The 21,006-nt window shown below is 53.5% G+C and carries 16 protein-coding genes and 1 riboswitch; of the genes, 10 read left to right on the forward strand and 6 right to left on the reverse strand.

Annotation, left to right across the window (positions count from 1 at the left end):
• Positions 1-259 precede the first annotated feature (259 nt).
• From NSU14_RS03515 to NSU14_RS03535, 5 genes are all read left to right on the forward strand, one after another.
• Positions 260-1,231: an ABC transporter permease gene (locus tag NSU14_RS03515; protein ID WP_231575211.1), complete on the forward strand. Its 972-nt coding sequence runs from the start codon at positions 260-262 to the stop codon at positions 1,229-1,231.
• Positions 1,232-1,268: 37 nt separating this feature from the next.
• Positions 1,269-2,147 (forward strand): carbohydrate ABC transporter permease, encoded by an 879-nt coding sequence (locus NSU14_RS03520; protein ID WP_340942914.1) that lies wholly within the window; start codon positions 1,269-1,271, stop codon positions 2,145-2,147.
• A gap of 60 nt (positions 2,148-2,207) precedes the next feature.
• Positions 2,208-3,809, forward strand: coding sequence for an extracellular solute-binding protein (locus NSU14_RS03525; protein ID WP_231575210.1), 1,602 nt, complete (start codon positions 2,208-2,210; stop codon positions 3,807-3,809).
• 37 nt (positions 3,810-3,846) lie between these two features.
• Complete coding sequence (locus tag NSU14_RS03530) at positions 3,847-6,153, forward strand: helix-turn-helix domain-containing protein (protein WP_042139613.1); 2,307 nt, start codon at positions 3,847-3,849, stop codon at positions 6,151-6,153.
• A 63-nt stretch (positions 6,154-6,216) separates the two neighbouring features.
• Positions 6,217-7,953, forward strand: coding sequence for a hypothetical protein (locus NSU14_RS03535; RefSeq protein WP_340942918.1), 1,737 nt, complete (start codon positions 6,217-6,219; stop codon positions 7,951-7,953).
• 152 nt (positions 7,954-8,105) lie between these two features.
• Here the strand turns inward: NSU14_RS03535 and NSU14_RS03540 are convergent, their stop codons facing one another.
• Positions 8,106-9,152 (reverse strand): glycoside hydrolase family 88/105 protein, encoded by a 1,047-nt coding sequence (locus NSU14_RS03540; RefSeq protein WP_042139611.1) that lies wholly within the window; start codon positions 9,150-9,152, stop codon positions 8,106-8,108.
• A gap of 148 nt (positions 9,153-9,300) precedes the next feature.
• On the opposite strand from NSU14_RS03540, the gene NSU14_RS03545 reads away from it, so the two are divergent.
• Positions 9,301-10,230 (forward strand): AraC family transcriptional regulator, encoded by a 930-nt coding sequence (locus tag NSU14_RS03545; RefSeq protein WP_179093623.1) that lies wholly within the window; start codon positions 9,301-9,303, stop codon positions 10,228-10,230.
• 42 nt (positions 10,231-10,272) lie between these two features.
• On the opposite strand, the gene NSU14_RS03550 is transcribed toward NSU14_RS03545, so the two are convergent.
• A complete protein-coding gene (locus tag NSU14_RS03550; protein WP_340942922.1) occupies positions 10,273-11,586 on the reverse strand; it encodes an FAD-dependent oxidoreductase in 1,314 nt (437 codons plus the stop codon).
• Positions 11,587-11,730: 144 nt separating this feature from the next.
• Between NSU14_RS03550 and NSU14_RS03555 the strand changes: the two genes are divergently transcribed.
• Entirely contained in the window at positions 11,731-12,765 is a 1,035-nt protein-coding gene (locus NSU14_RS03555) for a LacI family DNA-binding transcriptional regulator (protein WP_179093622.1), read from the forward strand.
• A gap of 57 nt (positions 12,766-12,822) precedes the next feature.
• On the opposite strand, the gene hpt is transcribed toward NSU14_RS03555, so the two are convergent.
• Genes hpt through NSU14_RS03570 form a run of 3 tightly spaced genes read right to left on the reverse strand, consistent with a single transcriptional unit; the run spans position 12,823 to position 15,513 of the window.
• The gene (gene hpt, locus NSU14_RS03560) at positions 12,823-13,350 is read right to left on the reverse strand and encodes a hypoxanthine phosphoribosyltransferase (RefSeq protein ID WP_076247831.1); all 528 of its coding nucleotides are present in this window, start codon (positions 13,348-13,350) and stop codon (positions 12,823-12,825) included.
• A gap of 30 nt (positions 13,351-13,380) precedes the next feature.
• A complete protein-coding gene (locus NSU14_RS03565) occupies positions 13,381-14,895 on the reverse strand; it encodes an IMP dehydrogenase (RefSeq protein WP_039308082.1) in 1,515 nt (504 codons plus the stop codon).
• 57 nt (positions 14,896-14,952) lie between these two features.
• Positions 14,953-15,513, reverse strand: coding sequence for a phosphoribosyltransferase (locus NSU14_RS03570; RefSeq protein ID WP_039308084.1), 561 nt, complete (start codon positions 15,511-15,513; stop codon positions 14,953-14,955).
• Between the two features lie 118 nt (positions 15,514-15,631).
• Positions 15,632-15,734, reverse strand: a riboswitch (purine riboswitch).
• 461 nt (positions 15,735-16,195) lie between these two features.
• Here NSU14_RS03570 and hemA point away from each other — a divergent pair.
• The 3 genes from hemA (at position 16,196) to NSU14_RS03585 (ending at position 20,098) form a co-directional block, all read left to right on the forward strand.
• On the forward strand, positions 16,196-17,587 hold the full coding sequence (gene hemA / locus NSU14_RS03575; RefSeq protein WP_076247829.1) for a glutamyl-tRNA reductase: 1,392 nt from the start codon (positions 16,196-16,198) through the stop codon (positions 17,585-17,587).
• Positions 17,588-17,592: 5 nt separating this feature from the next.
• Positions 17,593-18,417 (forward strand): cytochrome c biogenesis protein CcsA, encoded by an 825-nt coding sequence (ccsA, locus tag NSU14_RS03580; protein WP_076247827.1) that lies wholly within the window; start codon positions 17,593-17,595, stop codon positions 18,415-18,417.
• Between the two features lie 1,033 nt (positions 18,418-19,450).
• Complete coding sequence (locus NSU14_RS03585; protein WP_076247825.1) at positions 19,451-20,098, forward strand: precorrin-2 dehydrogenase/sirohydrochlorin ferrochelatase family protein; 648 nt, start codon at positions 19,451-19,453, stop codon at positions 20,096-20,098.
• 203 nt (positions 20,099-20,301) lie between these two features.
• On the opposite strand, the gene NSU14_RS03590 is transcribed toward NSU14_RS03585, so the two are convergent.
• The gene (locus NSU14_RS03590; protein WP_340942928.1) at positions 20,302-20,898 is read right to left on the reverse strand and encodes a hypothetical protein; all 597 of its coding nucleotides are present in this window, start codon (positions 20,896-20,898) and stop codon (positions 20,302-20,304) included.
• Positions 20,899-21,006 lie beyond the last annotated feature (108 nt).

Raw genomic sequence — 21,006 nt, forward strand, 5'->3', positions numbered from 1 at the left:
GCACGGGCGGCATTCCTTCGGGAATGCCGCTATTTGTGCTATATAAACTTCCAAAAAAGGAACCGAATGTACTGCCCGGCTTAAAAAATGAAGGTTGGAACAAATGATGAAGGGTGCCGGATCGGGAAATGGTGTAGAAAACGGGAAAGTGAAGGTTTCGGAAGCTCCTTCTTTCATGCTAATTTGAGGGCAGCCGTTCAGACAGAGGATGCGCTTGCTGAACGAGCCTTTAGCAAGAAACAAGAAAGGAGAGATTAACTTGTCACAATCCGCAGAGCCCTATATTCCACCGGCGATGCAGAAAGGCTCCGGAGCCGCAGTATCCAAAAGCCGATTCCGGAAACAGCTGAAGCGGGATAAATATTTGTATTTCATGCTTATTCCGGTTGCTGTATTCTTTGTGCTGTTCAAATACGGCCCATTATTCGGAGAAATTATTGCATTTAAAAATTACAGGCTGGCGGATGGAATATGGGGGAGCGAATGGGTAGGTCTGGAGCAGTTCAGGAAGCTGTTTGCCAGCCCGGAATTTTATACAGTACTGCGCAATACGCTGCTGCTTAATTTGTACAGTCTCGTATTTGCTTTCCCGGTGCCGATTATTCTGGCTATACTGCTCAACGAGGTGACCCGGAGCAGCTACAAGCGTGTGTTGCAAAATCTGCTGTACATCCCGCATTTCATCTCCTGGGTGGTTCTGGGGAGCATAGTCATCGCCATCCTGTCCCCATCCACCGGGATCGTGAATCAACTGATGCAATGGGTTGGTCTGGAGCCGATTTATTTCATGGCAGACACCTTCTGGTGGCCGGTATCCTTCATTGCTTCAAGCATATGGAAGGAGGCGGGATTCGGAACGATTCTGTATCTGGCGGCTATAAGCGGCATTGACCCTACCCTGTACGAGGCGTCCAAAATCGACGGAGCCAGTAAATTTAGACAAATCTGGCATGTCACCTTGCCGGGTATCCGCGGTACCGCGGCAATTCTGCTGATTCTCCGGGTAGGCCAAATGATGGATGTCGGCTTTGAGCAGGTCTACGCCATGAAGAACAGCGCCGTCAGCCAGGTTGCCGAGGTTATCAGTACTTATGTCTATACCCGCGGGATCGAAAATCTTCAATACAGCTATACAACGGCCCTGGGGCTGTTCCAGTCACTTATCGCCTTTATCTTGGTCATTTCGGTCAACCGGCTGATCAAGACTATGGGAGAGCGGGGCCTGTGGTAGGAGGAATCATGCTTACAGAAAGAGGTCGATTACATTTATGAAAGCCAAAGCCGAGTTCTCATCCGTATTTTTCCGGTGGCTGAATTATATCGCGCTTGCCTTGTTTGCCGCGGCGACAGTGTTTCCCTTTATCAATATTATCGCCACATCCTTCAGCAGCAGCCGGGCGATCAGCGGCGGGGAGGTTTTCCTCTGGCCGGTTGATTTTAATCTGGACGCCTACCGCAATCTGTTGGACGACGGGCAACTGGTAGTAGCCATGAAAAATACGGTGTTCATCACCGTTGCGGGGACTGCTTTTAACATGCTGTTCACCGTGCTGTGCGCCTATCCCTTGTCCAAAAGCAGGCTGCGGGGAAGAAATGCTATTCTGATGGCTGTATTGTTCACCATGCTGTTTGGCGGCGGGATGATTCCCCATTTTCTGTTAATTAACGCTCTGGGGCTGGTCAACACGTATTGGGCGCTCTGGCTGCCCGCATTAATCAGCGTCTATAACATGTTTGTCATGAAGTCCTTTTTCGAGGGACTTCCGGAAGAGGTGGAAGAATCCGCCGCTATCGATGGAGCCAATGAATTGACCATACTCTGGAGAATTATCCTTCCCTTGTCCATGCCGGTCATTGCGGCTCTGACCCTGTTCTATGCAGTGGGCTGGTGGAACTCTTATATGAATGTGCTGATTTATATCCAGAGCACCGACAAAATGTCCCTGATGGTCAGATTGTATCAGATGATCGAAATGGTCAGTCCCGAACTGCTGAAGAGCGGGGAAGGCGTAGGGCAGATTTCCATTACACCGGAGGGAATACGCGCGGCATCCATTGTTTTCTCGATCACGCCGATTCTCTGTGTTTACCCGTTCCTGCAAAAGCATTTTGTCAAAGGCGTTATGCTGGGTTCGGTCAAAGGCTGATATCACGAGCTTACCACAAGCTTGAAGATATGCTAGATTAATAAGGGAGGTTATTTAAAAATGAAAATGCACAAAACCAAATGGCTGTCCTCAGCGTTGACGCTGGGGATAGCGGCGGCCACGCTGCTGAGCGGGTGCGCGAACAACACGGACACGGCGAATAACAAGACAGATTCGCCGGCAACCTCCAGCCCCGAGGCGACAAACAGCAAGTCCAAGGCTGTAAGCGTTTCAATGTTCGACCGCGGCGGCGTTTCCAGCGATGAGGGCACCTATGAGGACAACCGCTGGGTCAAATGGATCAAGGAGCAGAGCGGGATAGACGTGAAGATTATTCCGGTTCCCCGGGCACAGGCCCAGGATAAATTAAATGTGCTGATCGCTTCCAACCAGGCGCCGGACCTGATTTGGGAATTTGACCGCAGTTATATCGGAAAGCTGGTTACTCAAGGGGCGATCCAGCCGATTGATGAATATATCGAGAAGTACAGCACCTCTTACAAAGCCTATCTGGAAGCGCATCCAGAACTTAAGCCGTACCTGACGTTCGACGGAAAAATGTATGCGGTTGCCACGGAGCGGACCATGAATTCCGTTGCCAATCACGGCGCCTGGATTCGCCAGGACTGGCTGGATAAGCTTGGACTGGCCATGCCGACCACCATTGACGAATTGCTTCAGGTCGCCCAGGCCTTCAAGGATGGAGACCCGGACGGCAACGGCGCCGCGGATACGACGCCGATCGTAGGCTCAACCACCTTTGACTTCTATTCGGCCATTTATGCGGATATGAATAACCAGTGGTATCTGGAAGACGGCAAGATGGCGTACGGTGCCCTGCTTGACCGGTTTGGCGATGTCATGTCCCTGGAGAAGCAGGTATACGAGCAGGGGCTGGTCGATAAGGAATATTTGACCGACAAGAACAATCAGCGGGCCATCCAGCTCTGGACCACCGGCAAAGCAGGCATCTATATCGCCAACTGGGGCGGTGGAACGATGGAATCTCAGCTGAAGGATATGCTGGCCAATGTGCCGGATGCGCAGCCTGTGCCAATGGAGCCGGTATCCACGAAATACGGCAAATTCGGCCTGTATCAGGAGACTTCCCCATTCATTTATGTTGCCTTCAACAAGGATATGGCCGATCCCGAAGCGGCTGTGAATTATCTGGACTGGATGGTGGATGAAGGCTGGAAGGCACTTAACAACGGCTTTGAGGGCGAGCACTACACCGACGTGAACGGAGTCGCCAAGGTGATCGACCCTGACAAATTCAAGAAAGAAGTAGGATACGCCGGAGAATACGCCGTCCTGCGCAACAATACGTTCAAACCGGAAGATTTGCTGGTGAAGGCCGCTGCGGACGAAGTTTCCCAGCGCCTCGCCGCGCTCAGCCAGCAGGGGCTTGAGCTGGCGATGAAGAATGAATTCAGACGGGATATTCCATATCAGCCAAGCTTTGTGGAATTCAATGAAATCCAGACATCCATGACGCCCTTTATCAATGAGATCCGCGCCAAGGTTACCACACAGGGAAGCAAGTATACCGGTGCCTGGGCGCTTGAGGAAATCCGTAAGGAATGGAAACGGCTGGGCGGAGAGCAGGTAGAGGTCCAGGCGCAGGAATGGTACGAGCAGAACAAGGCAAGTTTTGAGTAACGGCTGAGATCAGTCGGGAACTAAAGGATGGGGAGCTTTGCAGAATAAATGGGCAAAAAAATTGATGGCGGGCTTGCTGATTCTTTTGTTCCTGATTGTGTGCATATCGGGGCTGTTGTTTTATTTCATCTTCACCGGCGATCTTAAGGACCGCCTGACGCGGACGAATATGGAGCTGCTGGAGCATATGAACCAGAAGCTGGAGCTGGTGCTGAAGAGTGTGGACAATGAGTCCGTGCAGCTCGTTCAGAATGATGAGGTCCAGAAGTTTTTTGATGAGAAGCTTCCCAGCGAGGAAGCGGCGGGCAATGATTTCCGGCTGGGCGGACAGATCGACCGGCTCATAAGCAGTGACGATTACATCTTCTCCATTGATATGTATTCTTACAGCCAGAACAGGCTGGTTTCCGGGGATGTGCTGACCGAGGAACGCAAGCTGGAGGATTACGGCTGGATCAATACGTTCGAGACGTTCGATGGCTATTTTGAGTGGCTGCCGAGCCGCCAGCTGGTCATTAACCGGTCCAGCTCGCCGATCTACAGAAATGTGGTCACGCTGGTCCGCACCTATCCGCTGCTTCATTCCGTGGGTGCCCGCAAAGGGGCAATGGCACTGAATCTGAAGACGGAAATGCTGCTCTCGCTGATTCACAATGAGGATGAGGATCTTGGGGAGACCTTTATTGTGGATGAGACAGGGCAGATCGTGCTTCATCCCGCCGAGAACAAGCTGGGGCAGAACATCGGCCAGTCCTCATATATTCATGAGGCACTGAGCCGTAAGAGCAGAACGGGGAATTTTCACTCACAGGTGGATCAGAAGCCGTCGATGGTCTTCTATACGGACTCTCCTTACACCGGATGGACGCTGATCCGCACCGTTTCCGATCTTAAGCTCAACCAGCCGCTTATTGCACTCCGCAATACGTTGGCCGTGATTTCGGCGATGATCCTCATTGCCGCTGCCGCCATGGGCCTGGCGCTCGGCAAGTGGACCTTCAGACCGCTGAACCGGTTTTTGCACACACTCTCCGTCAAATTGAACGAATATTCTCCACAGGCTAAGGAGACAGACCGGGCAGATGATCTGCAATTTCTGGAGTCCGCTTTTGAAGGGATTCTGGTTCAGAGCGACCAGCTGCACAAGCAGATGCGGGAAACCCATCCCATGCTTAAGTGGCAGCTGCTGATGGAGCTGCTCTCCAACTATAAGATCAATATCTACAATGTTGTGCAGTATATGGAGATGCTCGGAATCCAGTTTCATCCGAACCGCTTTGTCGTGCTGAACGCGGAGCTGGACCGGCGGGAGGAGATTGCCGCGATCCGGGATGTGCACCTGTACAATTATGCGCTTTGCAATTTGGCCGAAGAGTTGATTCTGGCAGAGGGAAAGGGCGCTGCCATCGAGCTGGAGAATGGCACCTGTGCGATCATCATCAGCTTTGCCGACGATGATGCCGATGCCGAGCTGCGGGCGGTGGCTGTGGCGGAACTGATCAAATCGTATGTGGAAGAGCACTTCCGGCGCACCATCTCCATTGGGGTGGGAGGGCTGGTGGAGTCTATGACAGAGCTTCACAAGTCCTTTAAGCAATCCAAAGAAGCCTTATCCTACCGCCTTGTCTTCGGCGCGAACTCGATCATTACCCGTGAGGATATTCACGGCGATCTTTCTCCCCGCTTCTACCGTTTGGTGGCGATGACGGAGGATATGATGGATTCGCTGAAGCTGCTGGACGGCACGAAGCTGCGCGAGCAGGTGGAACGATGGTTCGAAGCCTTCGCCGAATATGGCGTGCCGCCCCAGATCATCCGGCAGCTCAGCCTTCAATGCCTGATGAAGGCGGCGGAAATCGCCGAGGATGTTGGCATCGGCCACAATAATATCCAAATGCCCCAGGAGCTGCAGGAGTCGCTAAATCTGCACAAAAGCCTGGAAGAGATCAAGGAATTTCTAATGAAGACCCTGCAGGGGCATATGGAAGCCATCAAAGAGAAACGGAGCAGCAGGGAGAAAAACGGCCTGATTCTGAAGGTGCTGGAATATATTCATGACAATTACAGCCGAACCGATCTTTCGCTGAATTTGCTGGCTGAGGAATACCGGGTCAGCGTGTCCCATCTGAGCAAGCTGTTCAAGGAGCAGACCGAGGGCAACTTCATCGACTATCTGATGGCGCTGCGCATGGCTGAGGCCAAACGGCTGCTGGAGGAGACGGACGGCAAAATTATGGATATTGCCGAAGCGGTCGGCTACGGCAACGTCAACAGCTTTGTCCGCATTTTTAAAAAGTTCACTGCGCTGACGCCTTCCGAATACCGGGAGCAGCGGCGCAAGTAACAGGGAGCGGGAGAAGCCGGGGCATTGGCGGCTTCTCCTTCCTATATGAAGGGTAGGATCACAATGAATAATATGCTCGATGAACAGGCTCTCCTGCGGTGGAGGCTTGAACAATTGGAGAACCAATTCAGCCCGGTGCATTCGATGATCAGAGAGAAATATACAACCAACGGCTACCACACCGCACTTCAGAATGTGGAACAGGTGCATTCCATACGTTCTTCCATTGAATATGCCCAAGGGCTTTTGGATACCGGGCTTACGGATGCTGAGGATAGGGCTTTTGCCGTGATCCGGCAAATCGTTTCACTTCAGGACCATGATCCGGCCAGCGTGACTTATGGTATCTGGTCGTATTATCTGGAAGAGCCCTTGTCCAGCATGAGGCCCCCGGATTGGAACTGGGCGGATTTTATCGGGAAAGTACTTCTAACAACAGTAATCCGGCATAAGCACCGGATGCCTGCGGAGCTGCTGGATAGGGTGCGGGAATCGGTATTTCACGCCTGCGAGTCCATCATCCGGCGCAACATGGGTCCGCATTATACGAATATTGCCATTATGGGATCGTTTGTGACGCTGCTCGCGGGAGAAGTGTTTCAGAATCCGCGCTATCTGGATTATGGCTTGCAGAAATTCGAGGCCTTCCATCAATATGCCAGCCGAACCCGGACGTTTCAGGAATACAACAGTCCGACGTACACTAAGGTGGCGATTATTGAATTATCGCGCATCCGCTCCGCGACCAGGATCGGCCGGGCGCTGGAAATATGCGAGGATATGCTAAATTTGGCCTGGGATGGGGTGGCACGGCATTTTCACGCGTCCACAGGGCAATGGGCGGGGCCACATAGCCGCTGTTATTCCACCTTGCTGCCGGATGCAGCTAGGGCGTTCCTGCAGCTGGCGCTGGAGGGAGAACTGGATTTTTGTGCTCCAGCGGATATGTTCTACGATCTGGAATGGTACAACCTTGGTATTTCCTGTCCCGAATCCTACCGCGCCTTGTTCAGGGAAGCCGCTGAAAGGGAAGTACGCGAGGTGTATTACCGCAGTGAAGACGGCTATGAAAAAACCGCTGTTACTTACATGACTACGCGCTATGCGCTTGGTTCGGCCAGCAAGGAGGTCATGTGGAATCAGCGGCGCAATCTGCTGGCCTATGTGGACGGTCCCGGCGGAACGGTCTATGCGGCGCTGCGGATGCTGCATGACGGCTATGATTTTTCCGCACCCGTCTTTTCCGCCGAGCAGCGCAAGGGGAACGTGCTGTGCGGTCTTCAGCTCTCGCTGAACGGCGGGGATACGCATATCGGTCTGGACCGGATCGACGGCGGCATCCAGGCAGAGGATCTGCGCCTGCGGCTGGAAATCGGCGGCCGTCTTGACGGTGTAACCGCCAATGCCGTGGACGGCGGGGCGGTGGTATCCATAGGCGGGGTGAAGCTTTCCCTTCGCGGTTTGTATACCCGGTTTGCCGGAGGGGCAACTTCGCTGGTCCAGAATCCGGAATGGGAAATTGTCCACAGCTGCGACACCCTCTGCCTTGATCTGGTGCTGTACAGCGGTGAACGCCGGAGAATTGATTTTACGGCTCTGGACGAGGCAGCGGTCGTCTTTACCTTGTCGGTACGCGAGGATGAGGGACGGGACAGCAGCCCGGACTCCTTCTTCGTAACCATGTCGGCCGCAGGCAACGGGGAAGAAGTTACTGCAAGCTGGAGTACGGAGGATGGGGAACTGGCGCTTAATCTGCGGCTGAAGCCGGACATGGTGGAAGCGCTCAGAGGACAGGACTAAGGGGTAAGGAGGCCCGGAGACTGATCTTCGGTATCTGAACATTAAGTGCTAGGTATACAAGCCCGGCACAGACCAAAGGCACCGCAAGGATTGCGGTGCCTTTGGTCTGGCTTCCCCCCGCATAGGCAGGGTCTTGTGAACGGAGTCAGCCTTCACTTCATGGCTTCGGCCAGAAGAATGAGCACCAGGCCTTGACCGTAGAGAGTGGGTATACAGGAGATTTCATTATAGTCCTCCACAGTGGGCATCACCGGAGTGCCGCCGGACACGCCGCCGACCTCCCCATCGGCCTTGATCGTGCCCAGCACCGCTTCAAGTGCAGCTCTGGCAGGTCCCAGAGCTGCTTCGCCGAGCAGGCCCATCCGTACAGCCTTGAATATCCCGGCTGCGATGCCGGCGCTCCCGGAGGTTTCAAGATAGAAGTCTGTCCGGTCCATGACTGTATGCCAGAGTCCGGACGGACTCTGATAACCGATTAACGCCGCCATCAAGCGGCGGTATCTCTCCGTAATGGAGGCAGGCACAGGCAGCAGGCCCTCCACCTCCTGCAGAATCATGGGCGCTGCAAGGGCAATCCAGGCGTTGGCTCTTGTCCATCTGGCTGCAGACATATGGTCACCGGTGATACAGTTCCAGCCGTGAAACAGCACGCCGCTCTGTTTATCCTCAAGCAGTCTCAGGTGAAGCTCCAGCTGGCTGAGGGCTTCCCGGGCATACCCGGTTTCTCCGGTCAGCCGGGCCAGACGGGCCAGAAACAGCACAGCCATAAACACGGTATCCGCCCAGACCTGCTCCGGAAAGCTTGCCTGTTCGGTCACCGTATGCTCGAAAGCGCCTTCCCGGGTTCTTGGCGCTTCATGCAGCATCCATTGACCGGTACGGACTGCGCTCTCCTTAAAGACAGGATTCCCTGTGACGCTGTACAGTGCGGGAAAGATGGCAAACGGAGCCATGGAGTTAATAACCTTTGCATGCCCGGATTGGTGCAAATGCGCAAGGGCCCATTCTGACAGCCGGTTTATAATCTCATCGCCGCCGTCCTGCTGATAATATTCCAGAATAGAGGCGGCACCTACGCCGGGAACCCAATCCCAATGCGCCATGTCCATTCCCCAATTACCGGAATGGTTCCGCAGCATATAGGAGTACACTTTGCCCGCTGCATACTCAAGTGTTTGTGATGAAGGTAAGGTTGTCATAATCTACTAGTCCTCCTGTGATCTAGAGTTGAGCTTATATTAAGCAGTATAAATGGCTTGCCTGTATGAATTCTTGGGCGATCCTGCCCGATATATTGGAGAATTGTACACTTATACTGATGAGGAAAGGAAGCTTGGCATGTCTGGAATGAGATCTGTAAATGAGTTGGATTCGGCTTCTTCAGCGGGATTGAAGAAGCAGAATTCCTATATGGTCGATGATATGACGAACAGGGCGCTTGCAGATTACCCGGTTCAATGTGTACAGCGCATTAATGGCATCAAGCAGGCGGAACTGCACTCGCATCACGGTTATGAATGGTACTTCTGCCTGGCAGGAAGCGGGGGATTCATTGCGGGAGATCAAGCCTACGGGATTTTCGCGGGCAGCCTGATTATTGTGAGGCCGTCCGTGCTGCATATGCCCAGACCGGCCAATGGCCAGCCGCTGCACCGGCTGATTCTTTCGGTAGACGAGAGGTATCTGGACAGGCTTTGCAGCGTAGACCTCTCCACAGCGGAGCAAGTCTGCGAATGGCTGCCCGATGGAGTGTCTGCTTCTGTGCTCTGGCAGCTGAACACCGGACAGCTGGAGAGCGTCCGGGCTATTTTGCTCGAGCTGGAGAGCGAGCTTGCAGGCAAGAGGGAAGCGTACACCCTGGAAGTGCAAAGCCTTCTGCTCCGGCTGTTCGCTGTGTTGACACGGCAGAAGGCTTGCACGCCGCCCCGGCAAGCGGAGGAGCGCAGGAAGCTGCTCGCGGAGCAGATGACCGGCTACATTGCCGACCACTACAAGCTCCCCTTCCGGATGGAAGAGATGGTCCGTTATTTTCATTTCTCCCGCTCCTATTTGCACCGGATATTTAAGCAGGAGACCGGCATTGCGATCCTGGAATTTTTAACACATTACCGGATCAACCGTGCCAAGGAGCTGCTGGAAGCTGAGAGTATGCCGCTGATCGAGGTTGCGGTGACAGCCGGATTTCAAGATCTGTCTTATTTTTGCCGCAGCTTCAAACGCCTGACAGGTGTACCGCCGGGCCGTTACCGTAAGCTGCTCCGGCAGGGCGGTAGATAGCCCGGGCCGGTTGCTGTAAAGGCTTATAATTTCCCGGAACATTCAGGGGGCTACCTGCTGGCCGTTGTTCCCGGCAGACAGCGCAGTTCCATGAAACTGTACGCCCTGCTCAGCCAGCAGCTGATGCAGCCGCGGTATTGTAATATCCGCCATATGGACGGTGCCCTCTTCCTTGGCGACAGCTGCTGCGACTCCGGCTGCCTGACCCAGCGCATAGCAGGTGGCCTGCACGCGCATGGAGGACATGGCTACATGAGTCGCCGAAATGCTTCGTCCCGCTACCAATAGCCCCTGCACACCGGCAGGTACCATACAGCGGTACGGAATATCGTAGCTTCCCAGCTGGCGCTCCTCCGTCGTTTTTTGCCCGTCAGGGCTGTGAATATCGATTTCATAATTGGTCTGCGCCACGACATCCCCGAACCTGCGGGCTTCAAGCAAATCCTGTTCGGTCAATGTATACAGGCCAACGATTTGCCCGGTTTCCCTCACACCGGTCTGGCCGGGAATATGGGCAATAATGTAATTCTCAAAGCCGTTGCGCTGCAAATAATGGGCCGTTGAGAAAACCTGGCGCAGAGCCTCGCGCTCCGCGAAGTTGGTGTCTTCAATACGGGCACCGTTGCCCTTAACGCGGGTCATATTGACCAAAAGCGTGCCGTCATCATTCTTTTCCCAGTACAGGTGGCGTCCCTGCGGCAGATCGTCTACGGACTCATATATCTCACAGTCCTCAGGAAGATAAGGGACAACCGGCTTACCGGTATTCTGCATGGTGAACATAAGGGTCATAGGCTGTGTTAATCCGTCCTGTTCCCGGCCGTAGCGCATAGGCACTCCGGCATCCCTGGCCACAGCGGCGTCCCCTGAGCAGTCCAGCACAATCCCGCCCATGAAGGCCTTCAGCCCTTCGCGGGTCCGGGCCAGTACTCCGCGTACCCGCTGCCCCTCCATGACGGGCTGGACATAGACGGTATGGTAGAAGACCTTAACCTTCTCCCGGTGCAGTTTGCCGTTCAGATAATGGCGCACTGCAAAGGGGGAGTACTGGTCCTTCCGGGAGTGCAGCGACATCAGGTGGGAGCCGGGAACGGCTTCGGGAGTTGTCTCTTCAAGCATTTCACGGTAGATGCCGGTCACGTTGCCGACACTCATATAGATGCTGACATTAGCCAGTGTTCCCATCCCTCCAAGCTGCCCTGATTGCTCTAGTAGTATTACCTTCTGTCCGCAGCGGGCGGCGGAGATCGCCGCCGCTGTCCCGGCCGGACCGCCCCCGATAACAACGACATCGGCCTCCTCATATATCTCTGCAGCCACCTGCAGATTTATCTGTTCTTTTTTCACCATATTCATCCTTTCTATATAGAGCTTAGCTTTATAATAGATATAAGGAACAAGGGATTATAGCTTGATTTTAGTTGTACTTAGGGGATTGTGGGCTTGCATTGCAGGAGAGCTATGGAAGAATGGAATGGCCAAGTAAAAGGGGGAAGCCGTGTGTCAAAGAGAAAAACGGTCACGCTGCGCGATCTGGCGGACCGCCTGGGGCTGAGCGTGTACACAGTGTCCAAAGCGCTGCGCGGGCTGCCGGGCATGTCGGAACCGACCCGCAGGCTGGTATTCGCTACTGCCCGGGCAATGAATTATGCGACCAAAGCGCAGGAAGCGGGGCTTGCCGCTGAATCCATTGCCTATGCGGCGGGCAAGCCCCGCCGGTTCGTCATGCTGATGCCTGCAGACCACTCATTTCTGAATCTGCAGTTCCATGGTCTGCATCAGCGCATGGATGAACTGGGCCATCAGGTACAATCCGTATTGCTGCCGTTTGAGGGGCCCCAGCCGGACAAGCTGGCGGACTGGCTGGAGGAGAGCGGCATTCTATACTGCGACGGATTGTTTCTGTCGCCGCTGCTGCCCGTCTGGGCAGAGACCATTCTGCTGCAGCTTGGTCTTCCGAAGGTAATGATCAATTTCCCGCCCGAAGGTGCCGAGGTGGACAGTGTAATCTGGGATGTCCAGCATGCGATCATTCTTGCGGTAAATGCGCTCTGCCGCAGCGGTCATCGCCGAATTCTGTACGTGGGTGAGCCGGACGGACAGCGGGGATTCCGCTTGCGCTATCAGAGCTTCAGGGCCGCCTGTGCAAGCCGGGGAATTTCCGCTGCTGAACAGATGTATCATGTGAACCCCGCTGATCCTCAATGGCTTGCTGACTTATCGGCCATTCTTCAGACCGGAAGCCCTACGGCTATTCTCTCGGCGAATCATGGACAAGCCTGGCCCATTCTGCGGAAGGTGCAGGAATTGGGACTTAATATTCCGGAGCAGATATCAATTGTTGCGATGGAGCATGGGGAACTGGAGGCTTGTCCCGGCTTGTCGCGCCCGGCGCTGCTGGTCCAGGAGGCAGGGGAGCGGGCGGCTGAGCTGATGCTGCGGCGGATTGCCAATCCGCTGGCACCTTATGAGCAAATCCGGCTGCTGGGACCGTTTCTGACAGGGGAGACGGTTGCGGAACCATCTCTCTGCTGAACAAAGAAACCGTCAATTCTCCAGCTATAGGAGAATTGACGGTTTCTTAATCCTAGTTTAATCGCCCGTCTCCACAATCCACACCTCAGGAAGATTGCGGAACTGCTCGGCGTAATCCAGACCATAGCCGACAACGAATTCGTCGGGAATGTCAATGCCGCAGTATTCGACCGGAACTTCGACCAGGCGGCGGGAAGGTTTGCTTAGAATGGTACAGATACGGACGCTTGCAGCTTCGCGCAGGGCGAACAGCTGCCTCAGATGCTGCAGAGTCAGGCCGGTGTCGATCAGATCTTCGACGAGCAGCACATGTTTGCCGCGGATATCGGTATCGATATCCTTCTTGATCGTGATCACTCCGGAGGAAGTGGAGCTTGCCCCGTAACTGGACACCGACATGTAATCAATGCCGACCGGGAGGGTGATTTCGCGCATCAGATCGGACATGAATACAGCGCCGCCCTTGAGAATGCCGATTAGTACAAGCTCTTTGCCTTCATAGTCACGCGATATTTCTGCGCCCAGTTCCTGAACTCTTTGCTGCAGCTGGTCCTTGCTGACCAGAACTTTGATAATTTGTGTCATGGTTGACGCTCCTTATGGATTAGGATGTGATCAGGAGGATGATCTGTCCTTTTCCTTCAGCATAACATCATGTGCGCCTCCTTCAAAGATGGTTGTGGAGGAAACCAGTGTTATCTTCGCCTGCTTCTGCAGTGCCGGGATGGTCAGCGAGCCGCAGTTGCACATGGTTGATTTGATTTTGCTGATGCTGAGATCCAGATTATCCTTGAGCCGTCCGGCGTAAGGAATGAATGAATCCACACCTTCCTCGAACTCCAGCTTGCTCTCTTTGTCGGCATTGCCGAAGTCATAACGCTGCCAGTTGCGGGCGCGGCTCGACCCCTCACCCCAATATTCCTTGACGAAGTTCCCGCCGACCAGCAGCTTGCGTCCGGGGCTTTCATCGAATCTGGCAAAATAGCGGCCCAGCATCACGAAGTCAGCTCCCATCGCCAGCGCCAGCACAATATGGTAATCATGGACAATCCCGCCATCGGAACAGATCGGGACATAGATGCCGGTCTGCTCGTAATATTCCTGGCGGGCGGCTGCGACTTCAATGACGGAGGAGGCCTGGCCGCGTCCGATCCCTTTTTGCTCCCGGGTAATACAGATGGAACCGCCGCCGATGCCGACTTTGATGAAATCCGCCCCGGCTTCCACGAGGTACAGGAAACCTTCCTTGTCGACGACATTGCCCGCCCCGACCTTCACTTTCTCCCCGAAAGTATCCTTAATATAATGGATGGTTTCGGCCTGCCATTCGGAATAACCGTCAGAGGAATCAATGCACAGGACATCTGCTCCGGCTTCCACCAGCGCCGGTACGCGCTCCTTGTAATCCCGGGAGTTGATACCCGCGCCGACAATGAGCTGTTTGTTATCATCATGCAGCTCCAGCGGATACTCCTGATGGCTGTCATAATCCTTGCGGAACACAAGGTGGACGAGATGGCCGCTGGCATTAACAATCGGCAGGCAGTTCAGCTTATGATCCCAGATCATATCATTGGCTTCGGTTAAGGTGATGCCTTCTTCGGCATAGATCAGTGAAGATAACGGCGTCATAAATTCAGTAATCGGGCACTCCGGCGGCAGACGGTTCTCGCGGTAATCGCGGCTTGTGACAATGCCCATCAGCTTGCCTGTCGGTTCCCCGTTGTCCGTAATGGCAATGGTGGAGTGGCCGCTGCGCGCTTTCAGCGCCAGTACATCCTGCAGTGTATCCTCCGGCTTCAGATTGGAGTCGCTGAGGACGAAGCCGGCTTTGAACTTTTTGACCCGGCGGACCATCTCGACCTGCTGCTCGATCGACTGTGAGCCATAGATGAAGGAGATGCCGCCACTTTTGGCCAGGGCAATCGCCATGTTATGGTCGGATACGGCCTGCATGACTGCTGAGGTAACAGGCAGATTCATGGTCAGCGCCGGAGTCTCGCCCTTGCGGAATTTGGTTACTGGCGTCCGGAGATCGACATTCCCCGGGATGCACTCTTTGGTGGTCAGACTGGGCACCAGCAGGAACTCACTGAAGGTTCTTGAAGGCTGCTCATAATAATAAGCCATGGCTTGTCACTCCCCTGCTAAAGTTTCAACAATTCTGCGGTTGTTGATTTATACACTTCATACCTTGGATAGAAACCTTACCGGCACCCCGATGTCCGTTTCCAGTTGCTTGTAGTGTTCCCCTTTTGCCAGAATTGCCTGCACACCCACAAGCTCAATGCCCATAACGGACATTTGCTCAGCGATGCAGCGGATGGTAGCGCCTGAACTGATCACATCATCCAGCAGCAGCACCCGGTCACCGGCGGAGAATCCGTCAAAATAAATATAATTCTCGTTATACGCCGTTTCGCGTTTGATGCTGACCTCGTAATTCTCATACAGCTCCGTGCTGAGCCGCAGGATATTCATCGGCTTCATCAGCTTGTAGGCTGCAAGCATGCCCCAGGTATGCCCGCCCGGTTCAGGCGATACGATGTAATCGAAATCCGGGAATTGTTCCGTAACGGCCTCTGCCAGACTGTCGGTAATCTCGCTGATCAGCTCAGGGGTGATGTAGGTTCCGCGTTCTCCAAAAGGGTATAGCTTAAAGTCATAGGCTGTATCTTTATTCTTGTAGATCCTCACATTCTTGGCTTGGCTGATCGATTCGCTTAACCGTGCGTAGGATGCACTCATTGCCCTCACTCCTTCTATTCTAGATGCCAAAAACCCCAGGACCAAGAGGCGCAGGACAAGACTGGTACGTCAGGAGGAGAAGCCGGGCATAGCCGTGTTCCCTTCACTGGTTGCTCCAGTATCTTGTCTGGCCTCTTGTAGCCTGGGGCAATTTACGGTTGCCTGTAGATACGCTCATTCCAAATTAACGAGCTTATACAAGAGATGTTTGATTAGAGAATCTGACATATTAATGAATCGGATGGTTTATAAATGATTGTTTACGATTTTGGTGTTATATAATATTACGCATATCATTTGTTATATGCTATCATCCGCAATAATGTGTGTCAATATTTTGTTTTAATGTTATATAAGATCACATTTACGTGTTTGAATTGATTTTTAAAGCCGGTTTATTTGTGCCGGACCCTCAACGGATTATATTTAATACAGATAACCTGCGGATTCATAAAAAAACTCTAAATAACCCATTCTAAAGCATGGTGCTTTGGCGGATTTTTATTTATAATAATTATTATCTGCAATTCATAAATAGTTCAAAGGTTTTGTAAAAAGCCGTATTTTGATGTGATATACTTAACACAGCGATTTGAGATCTTGTGAAATTGATACTAATACATGCTAATAAGCAGTAACAGTGCCTACACCAATGAATAGAGATTAGGATGGTGAACAAGCGATGCATATTGTCGTCGTTGGCCTGAATTACCGTACGGCTCCCGTAGAGGTGAGAGAACAGTTCGCTTTTGCCGAGAAGGATCTGCCTGCTGCGCTTCATCAGCTGATGCAGACGAAGAGCGTTCTGGAAGGGGTCGTAGTCGCCACCTGTAACCGGACGGAAATTTATGTGGTCGTGGACCGCCTTCATATGTGCGGATATTTCATCCGCAGCTACATGGAGCAGTGGTTCGGTGTAAAAAGTGATGTATTTGCGCAGCATATGTATATATATGAAGACGAGCAGGCGATTGCCCACCTGCTGCGTGTAACCTGCGGCCTGGATTCCATGGTGATCGGCGAGACGCAGATCCTGGGACAGGTACGCAGTGCTTTTTTGACTGCCCAGGCGGAGGGTGTAACCGGAACGTGGTTCAACCGGCTGTTCAAGCAGGCGGTGACGCTCGGCAAACGTGCGCATAGCGAGACTTCCATCGGTGAAAGTGCGGTTTCGGTCAGTTATGCAGCGGTGGAGCTGGGCAAGCGGATCTTCGGGATGTTTACCGGCAAAAGAGTGCTCATTCTCGGCGCCGGCAAAATGAGTGAGCTGACAGTGAAGCATCTATACAGCAGCGGCGCGGCTGAGGTTATCGTCGCCAACCGGACGTTGTCCCGGGCGGTGGAGCTGGCCGAGAAGTTCTCGGGCAAGCCGAGCACGATTGAGGAAGCACTGAAGCGTCTGGATGAAGTGGATATAGTCATCAGCTCCACGGGAGCCGACGGTTATGTGCTGACGGCTGCCCAAGTGGCTGAAGGGATGAAGCGCCGGCCGTCACGGCCGCTGTTCATGATCGACATTGCCGTGCCCCGCGATATTGATCCGGCTGCGGCAAGTGTGCCGGATGTCTTCCTCTATGATATCGATGATCTGGAAGGCATTGTGGAGAGCAATCTGGAAATGCGCCGCAGTGAAGCTGCCAAGATTGAAGTGATGATCAGTGAGGCAATGGATGAATTCCAGCTGTGGCTGAAGACGCTAGGTGTCAGACCGGTGATCCGTGCGCTGCAGGACAAGTCGAACGGGATTTATGAAGAAACGATGGACAGTCTGTTCAACAAGCTGCCTGAACTGGATGAGCATCAGCGTAAGGTTATCCGCCGCCTGACCAAAAGTATTGTGAACCAGATGATGCATGATCCGATCAATGTCATCAAGGAGTTGTCTGGCGGGAAGCAGGGGAATGAAGCTCTGGAGTACTTCACCCAGATTTTTGCACTGCAGGAGCAGCTGGACCCGGGTCCGGATGACCGTAGTGCTATACCGGTTGAGGAGGCGCCTGCTGAAGTATCTTCCGGCGGAAAGTTCGCGGTGCCGGGGACGGTGTTTGCTCCGGCCGGCCTGCTGGGCGGGTGAGCGACATGCAACTGCTGAACGGAATATATGATGCCGCTCTGCTGCTATATGCCCTGAGCCTGCTGTTTGTTTTCTCGGATTGCCTTCGGCGCAATCCGGGCGGAAAGCGGCTGGGCACAGGGCTTCTTGCTGTTGTGGGCCTGCTGCAGCTTGCGGGGCTGGCGATCCGCTTCTCTCAGGAGGGCGGTCTGCCGATCTTCACACCGTATGACTTCCTGTTCTGGTTCTCCTTCAGTATGGTGGTGATCTCACTTGCCATTGCGTACACGCGGGGCGGCGAGTTTACAATTCTGCTGCTCAGCATGGCAGGGTTCAGCGTGTTTCTGCTGAACCGGGTATGGCTAACTGCAGAGGATCATGCCTTGCAGAGCTGGAGTGCGGTGCACGGCTGGCTGGCGATGCATGTGATTTTGGCCAATTTGAGCTTTGCCGCACTGACACTGGGGACCGTATTTGCGATAATGTATTTGTTTCTGCATAGCAAGCTTAAGAATAAGAAGTGGGATGACCGTGTCCGCAGGCTCCCAAGCCTGGAGACAATGGACAAATATTCGTATACTGCTATCCTTGCCGGTGTGCCGCTGCTGCTGGCCTCGCTGATTCTGGCAGGCTTATCGATTATTGCGGAAGGGCGGACGCCGCTGTTCCAGGATCTGAAGGTGCTAACTACGCTTATCGGCCTCGGAGTCTACATACTCTATATAGTATTGAAGGTTTCCGGCCGCAGAAGCGGTACGGCGATGGCACGCTGGGCCATTACTGGCTATGGCTTTATCATCCTTAATTTCCTGCTGAATTCATGGTCTGAGTTCCATGGCTGGGGCGGGTAGTAGGGCTGTAAGCTGGGTGCTGAAGTGCGGAGGCGGCTGGTGTGCTGAAAGAGGTAGCTGGTGTGTGAAGTACGGTGGCAGCTAGTGTGCTGAAGTGCAGAGGCGTGGCTGATGTGTTGAAGTGCGGAGGCGGCTGGTGTGTTGAAGTGCGGAGGCGGCTGGGTGCTGAAGTGCGGAGACGGCTGGTGTGCTGAAGTGCAGAGGCGGCTGGTGTGCTGAAGTGCGGAGGCGGCTGGTGTGCTGAAGTGCGGTGGCAGCTAGTGTGCTGAAGTGTGGAGGCGGCTGGTGTGTTGGAGTGCAGAGGCGGCTGGTGTGTTGAAAGAGGTAGCTGGTGTGTTGAAGTGCGGTGGCAGCTAGTGTGCTGAAGTGCGGAGGCGGCTGGTGTGCTGAAGTGCGGAGGCGGCCTGAATTGTGCTCGAGAGCACAGGTGGATGAGAAGCAAGGGGTTATGCTGGAATGTACAGACAAGAAACGGGAAGTTATACGGGCATGTTATGGTGGCTATGGAGCGATAGCTTATGGGCGAGTGATTGAACTGAAGTGTTATGGTGACTTATAGGGCGAGTGATTGAACTGAAGTGTAATGGTGGCTAATGAAGTTAGTGATTGTACTGAAGTGCTATGGTGACTTATGAAGCGAGTTATTGTACTGAAGTGTTATGGTGGCTATGGAGCGAGTGATTGTACTGAAGTGCTATGGTGGCTTATGGGGCGAGTGATTGTACTGAAGTGCTATGGCAGCTTATGGGGCGAGTGATTGTACTGAAGTGCTATGGCAGCTTATGGGGCGAGTGATTGTACTGAAGTGTTATGGTGACTTATGAAGCGAGTGATTGAACTGAAGTGCTATGGCAGCTTATGGGGCGAGTGATTGTACTGAAGTGTTATGGGCGGCTAATGAGAAAAGTTAATTGAGTGCGCGCCGGACTGCTGTCCTGCTGTAGTGGCAACCGGGGACTGATTTCTTAGTTGAGCAAGCTGGGGTATTGTGGTGTGGAGTATAGTAAATTTTCGGATGCTGGAGTGAGGCGGGATGAGCAAATATTTGCCCATTATGCTGGATGTTCAGGGCAGACTGGTGGTAATGATCGGCGGCGGAGCTGTGGCTGAACGTAAAGCGGCTCCGCTGCTGGAGGCAGGAGCGGGGCTGGTGATTGTCAGTCCTGCACTTAGCGGGACGTTGTCCGCAGCGGCTGCGGAGGGGTGGCTGAAATGGGTCAGCCGCCCCTATGCTCCCGGAGATCTCCAGGGAGCTGTCTTGGTCTATGCCGCCAGCAGCGACAGGGCGGTGAATGAAGCGGTGGCCGGGGAGGCCCGGATGCTGGGCCTGCCGGTCAATGTCGCCAGCCACGCCGAGGCGGGCAGCTTCATCACGCCCGGTATCCTCCGGCGGGGGCGGTTGACGGTTGCGGTCTCGACCTCCGGGGCGGGACCGTCCGCTGCTGCGCAGATCACGGCGCAGATCGCCGGGCTGCTGGGCGAGGAATACGAGCCTTATCTGGATTTCCTGCATGAGCTGCGCACCGAAATCAAGCGGCTGGAGCCTGTAGCTGAGATTCGCGCCCGGCTGCTGCGGAGGCTGGGGAAGCTTGATGTGTTGGATGAGATGCGGCAGGGCACCTTTATACCATGGACATCAGAGGTAATCGAATCCTGGATTGCATGTAACCGGGAGGAGTAGGCGGAATGATCGGGTGGAGTCGGCCATCGGGAGACGTAGATCGAAAGAGCGGATGGAGCAGGTTATCGGGAGGCGTAGATAGATTGATTGGGTAGAGCAGGCCATCACGTAGATCGAACAAGCGGATGGAGCAAGCATCAAGTACAACTGCTGCGATTGCGGAGTAAGTTTGCATCTGCTCTGGCTGCTTCAAAACTAATTCATCAATCATTGAGACTGCTTCGAAACTGAGTCTGCAAAGACATAAGCTGCGGCAGAAGTTGACTCAAGTTGCCGATTGAATCGTGCAGATGAATCTGTTCCAAACGAATTGGCGGGTTAATGCTTGACGGCCTGCTTATTTGAATAGACGATTGAATGGACCAACGGCTGAACGGCCGAATGATCAGAGAAATAGACGAATAAGTAGAATAAGTGGATGTGTTTATGACGTTGAAGTGGGCGGATTCGCGGGTATGTGGCTGGAATGACCAAAGCTGACTGTTGTGCGGTAAATTAGAGGGATAAATCCCTTTGATTTGGGCTAAATCCGCCGAAATGAGCATATTAGAGGGATAAATCCCTCTAATTCGGGCGAAATCGCCCGAAATGAACAAATTAGTGGTATAAATCCCCTTAATTCCAGCAATAGTGGCGCGAATGAGCAAATGAAGGGTAAAAGTGCCCTTGAATCCAGTAAAATTGGCGCGAATGAGCAAATGAAGGGTAAAAGTGCCCTTAATTCCAGCAATAGTGGCGCGAATGAGCAAATGAAGGGCAAAAGTTCCCTTAATTCCAGCAATAGTGGCGCGAATGAGCAAATGAAGGGCAAAAGTTCCCTTGATTCCAGCGAAAGTGACACAATTGAGCAAATGAGAGGTATCGTGCAGGAAACAGGGCGGGTGCAGGTAACTTGAACAGGGGGAATG

This window comes from Paenibacillus sp. FSL R10-2771, assembly GCF_038000205.1.
GTDB classification, from domain to species: Bacteria; Bacillota; Bacilli; order Paenibacillales; family Paenibacillaceae; genus Paenibacillus_AQ; species Paenibacillus_AQ phytohabitans.

Excerpts from the sequence above, each read along its gene's own strand:
- hemA (WP_076247829.1), top strand. The coding sequence starts at position 16,196 with ATGCATATTGTCGTCGTTGGCCTGAATTACCGTACGGCTCCCGTAGAG.
- NSU14_RS03525 (WP_231575210.1), top strand. The coding sequence starts at position 2,208 with ATGAAAATGCACAAAACCAAATGGCTGTCCTCAGCGTTGACGCTGGGG.
- ccsA (WP_076247827.1), top strand. The coding sequence starts at position 17,593 with ATGCAACTGCTGAACGGAATATATGATGCCGCTCTGCTGCTATATGCC.
- NSU14_RS03540 (WP_042139611.1), bottom strand. The coding sequence starts at position 9,152 with ATGACAACCTTACCTTCATCACAAACACTTGAGTATGCAGCGGGCAAA.
- NSU14_RS03565 (WP_039308082.1), bottom strand. The coding sequence starts at position 14,895 with ATGGCTTATTATTATGAGCAGCCTTCAAGAACCTTCAGTGAGTTCCTG.
- NSU14_RS03570 (WP_039308084.1), bottom strand. The coding sequence starts at position 15,513 with ATGAGTGCATCCTACGCACGGTTAAGCGAATCGATCAGCCAAGCCAAG.
- NSU14_RS03550 (WP_340942922.1), bottom strand. The coding sequence starts at position 11,586 with ATGAATATGGTGAAAAAAGAACAGATAAATCTGCAGGTGGCTGCAGAG.
- NSU14_RS03520 (WP_340942914.1), top strand. The coding sequence starts at position 1,269 with ATGAAAGCCAAAGCCGAGTTCTCATCCGTATTTTTCCGGTGGCTGAAT.
- NSU14_RS03585 (WP_076247825.1), top strand. The coding sequence starts at position 19,451 with ATGAGCAAATATTTGCCCATTATGCTGGATGTTCAGGGCAGACTGGTG.
- hpt (WP_076247831.1), bottom strand. The coding sequence starts at position 13,350 with ATGACACAAATTATCAAAGTTCTGGTCAGCAAGGACCAGCTGCAGCAA.
- NSU14_RS03535 (WP_340942918.1), top strand. The coding sequence starts at position 6,217 with ATGAATAATATGCTCGATGAACAGGCTCTCCTGCGGTGGAGGCTTGAA.
- NSU14_RS03545 (WP_179093623.1), top strand. The coding sequence starts at position 9,301 with ATGAGATCTGTAAATGAGTTGGATTCGGCTTCTTCAGCGGGATTGAAG.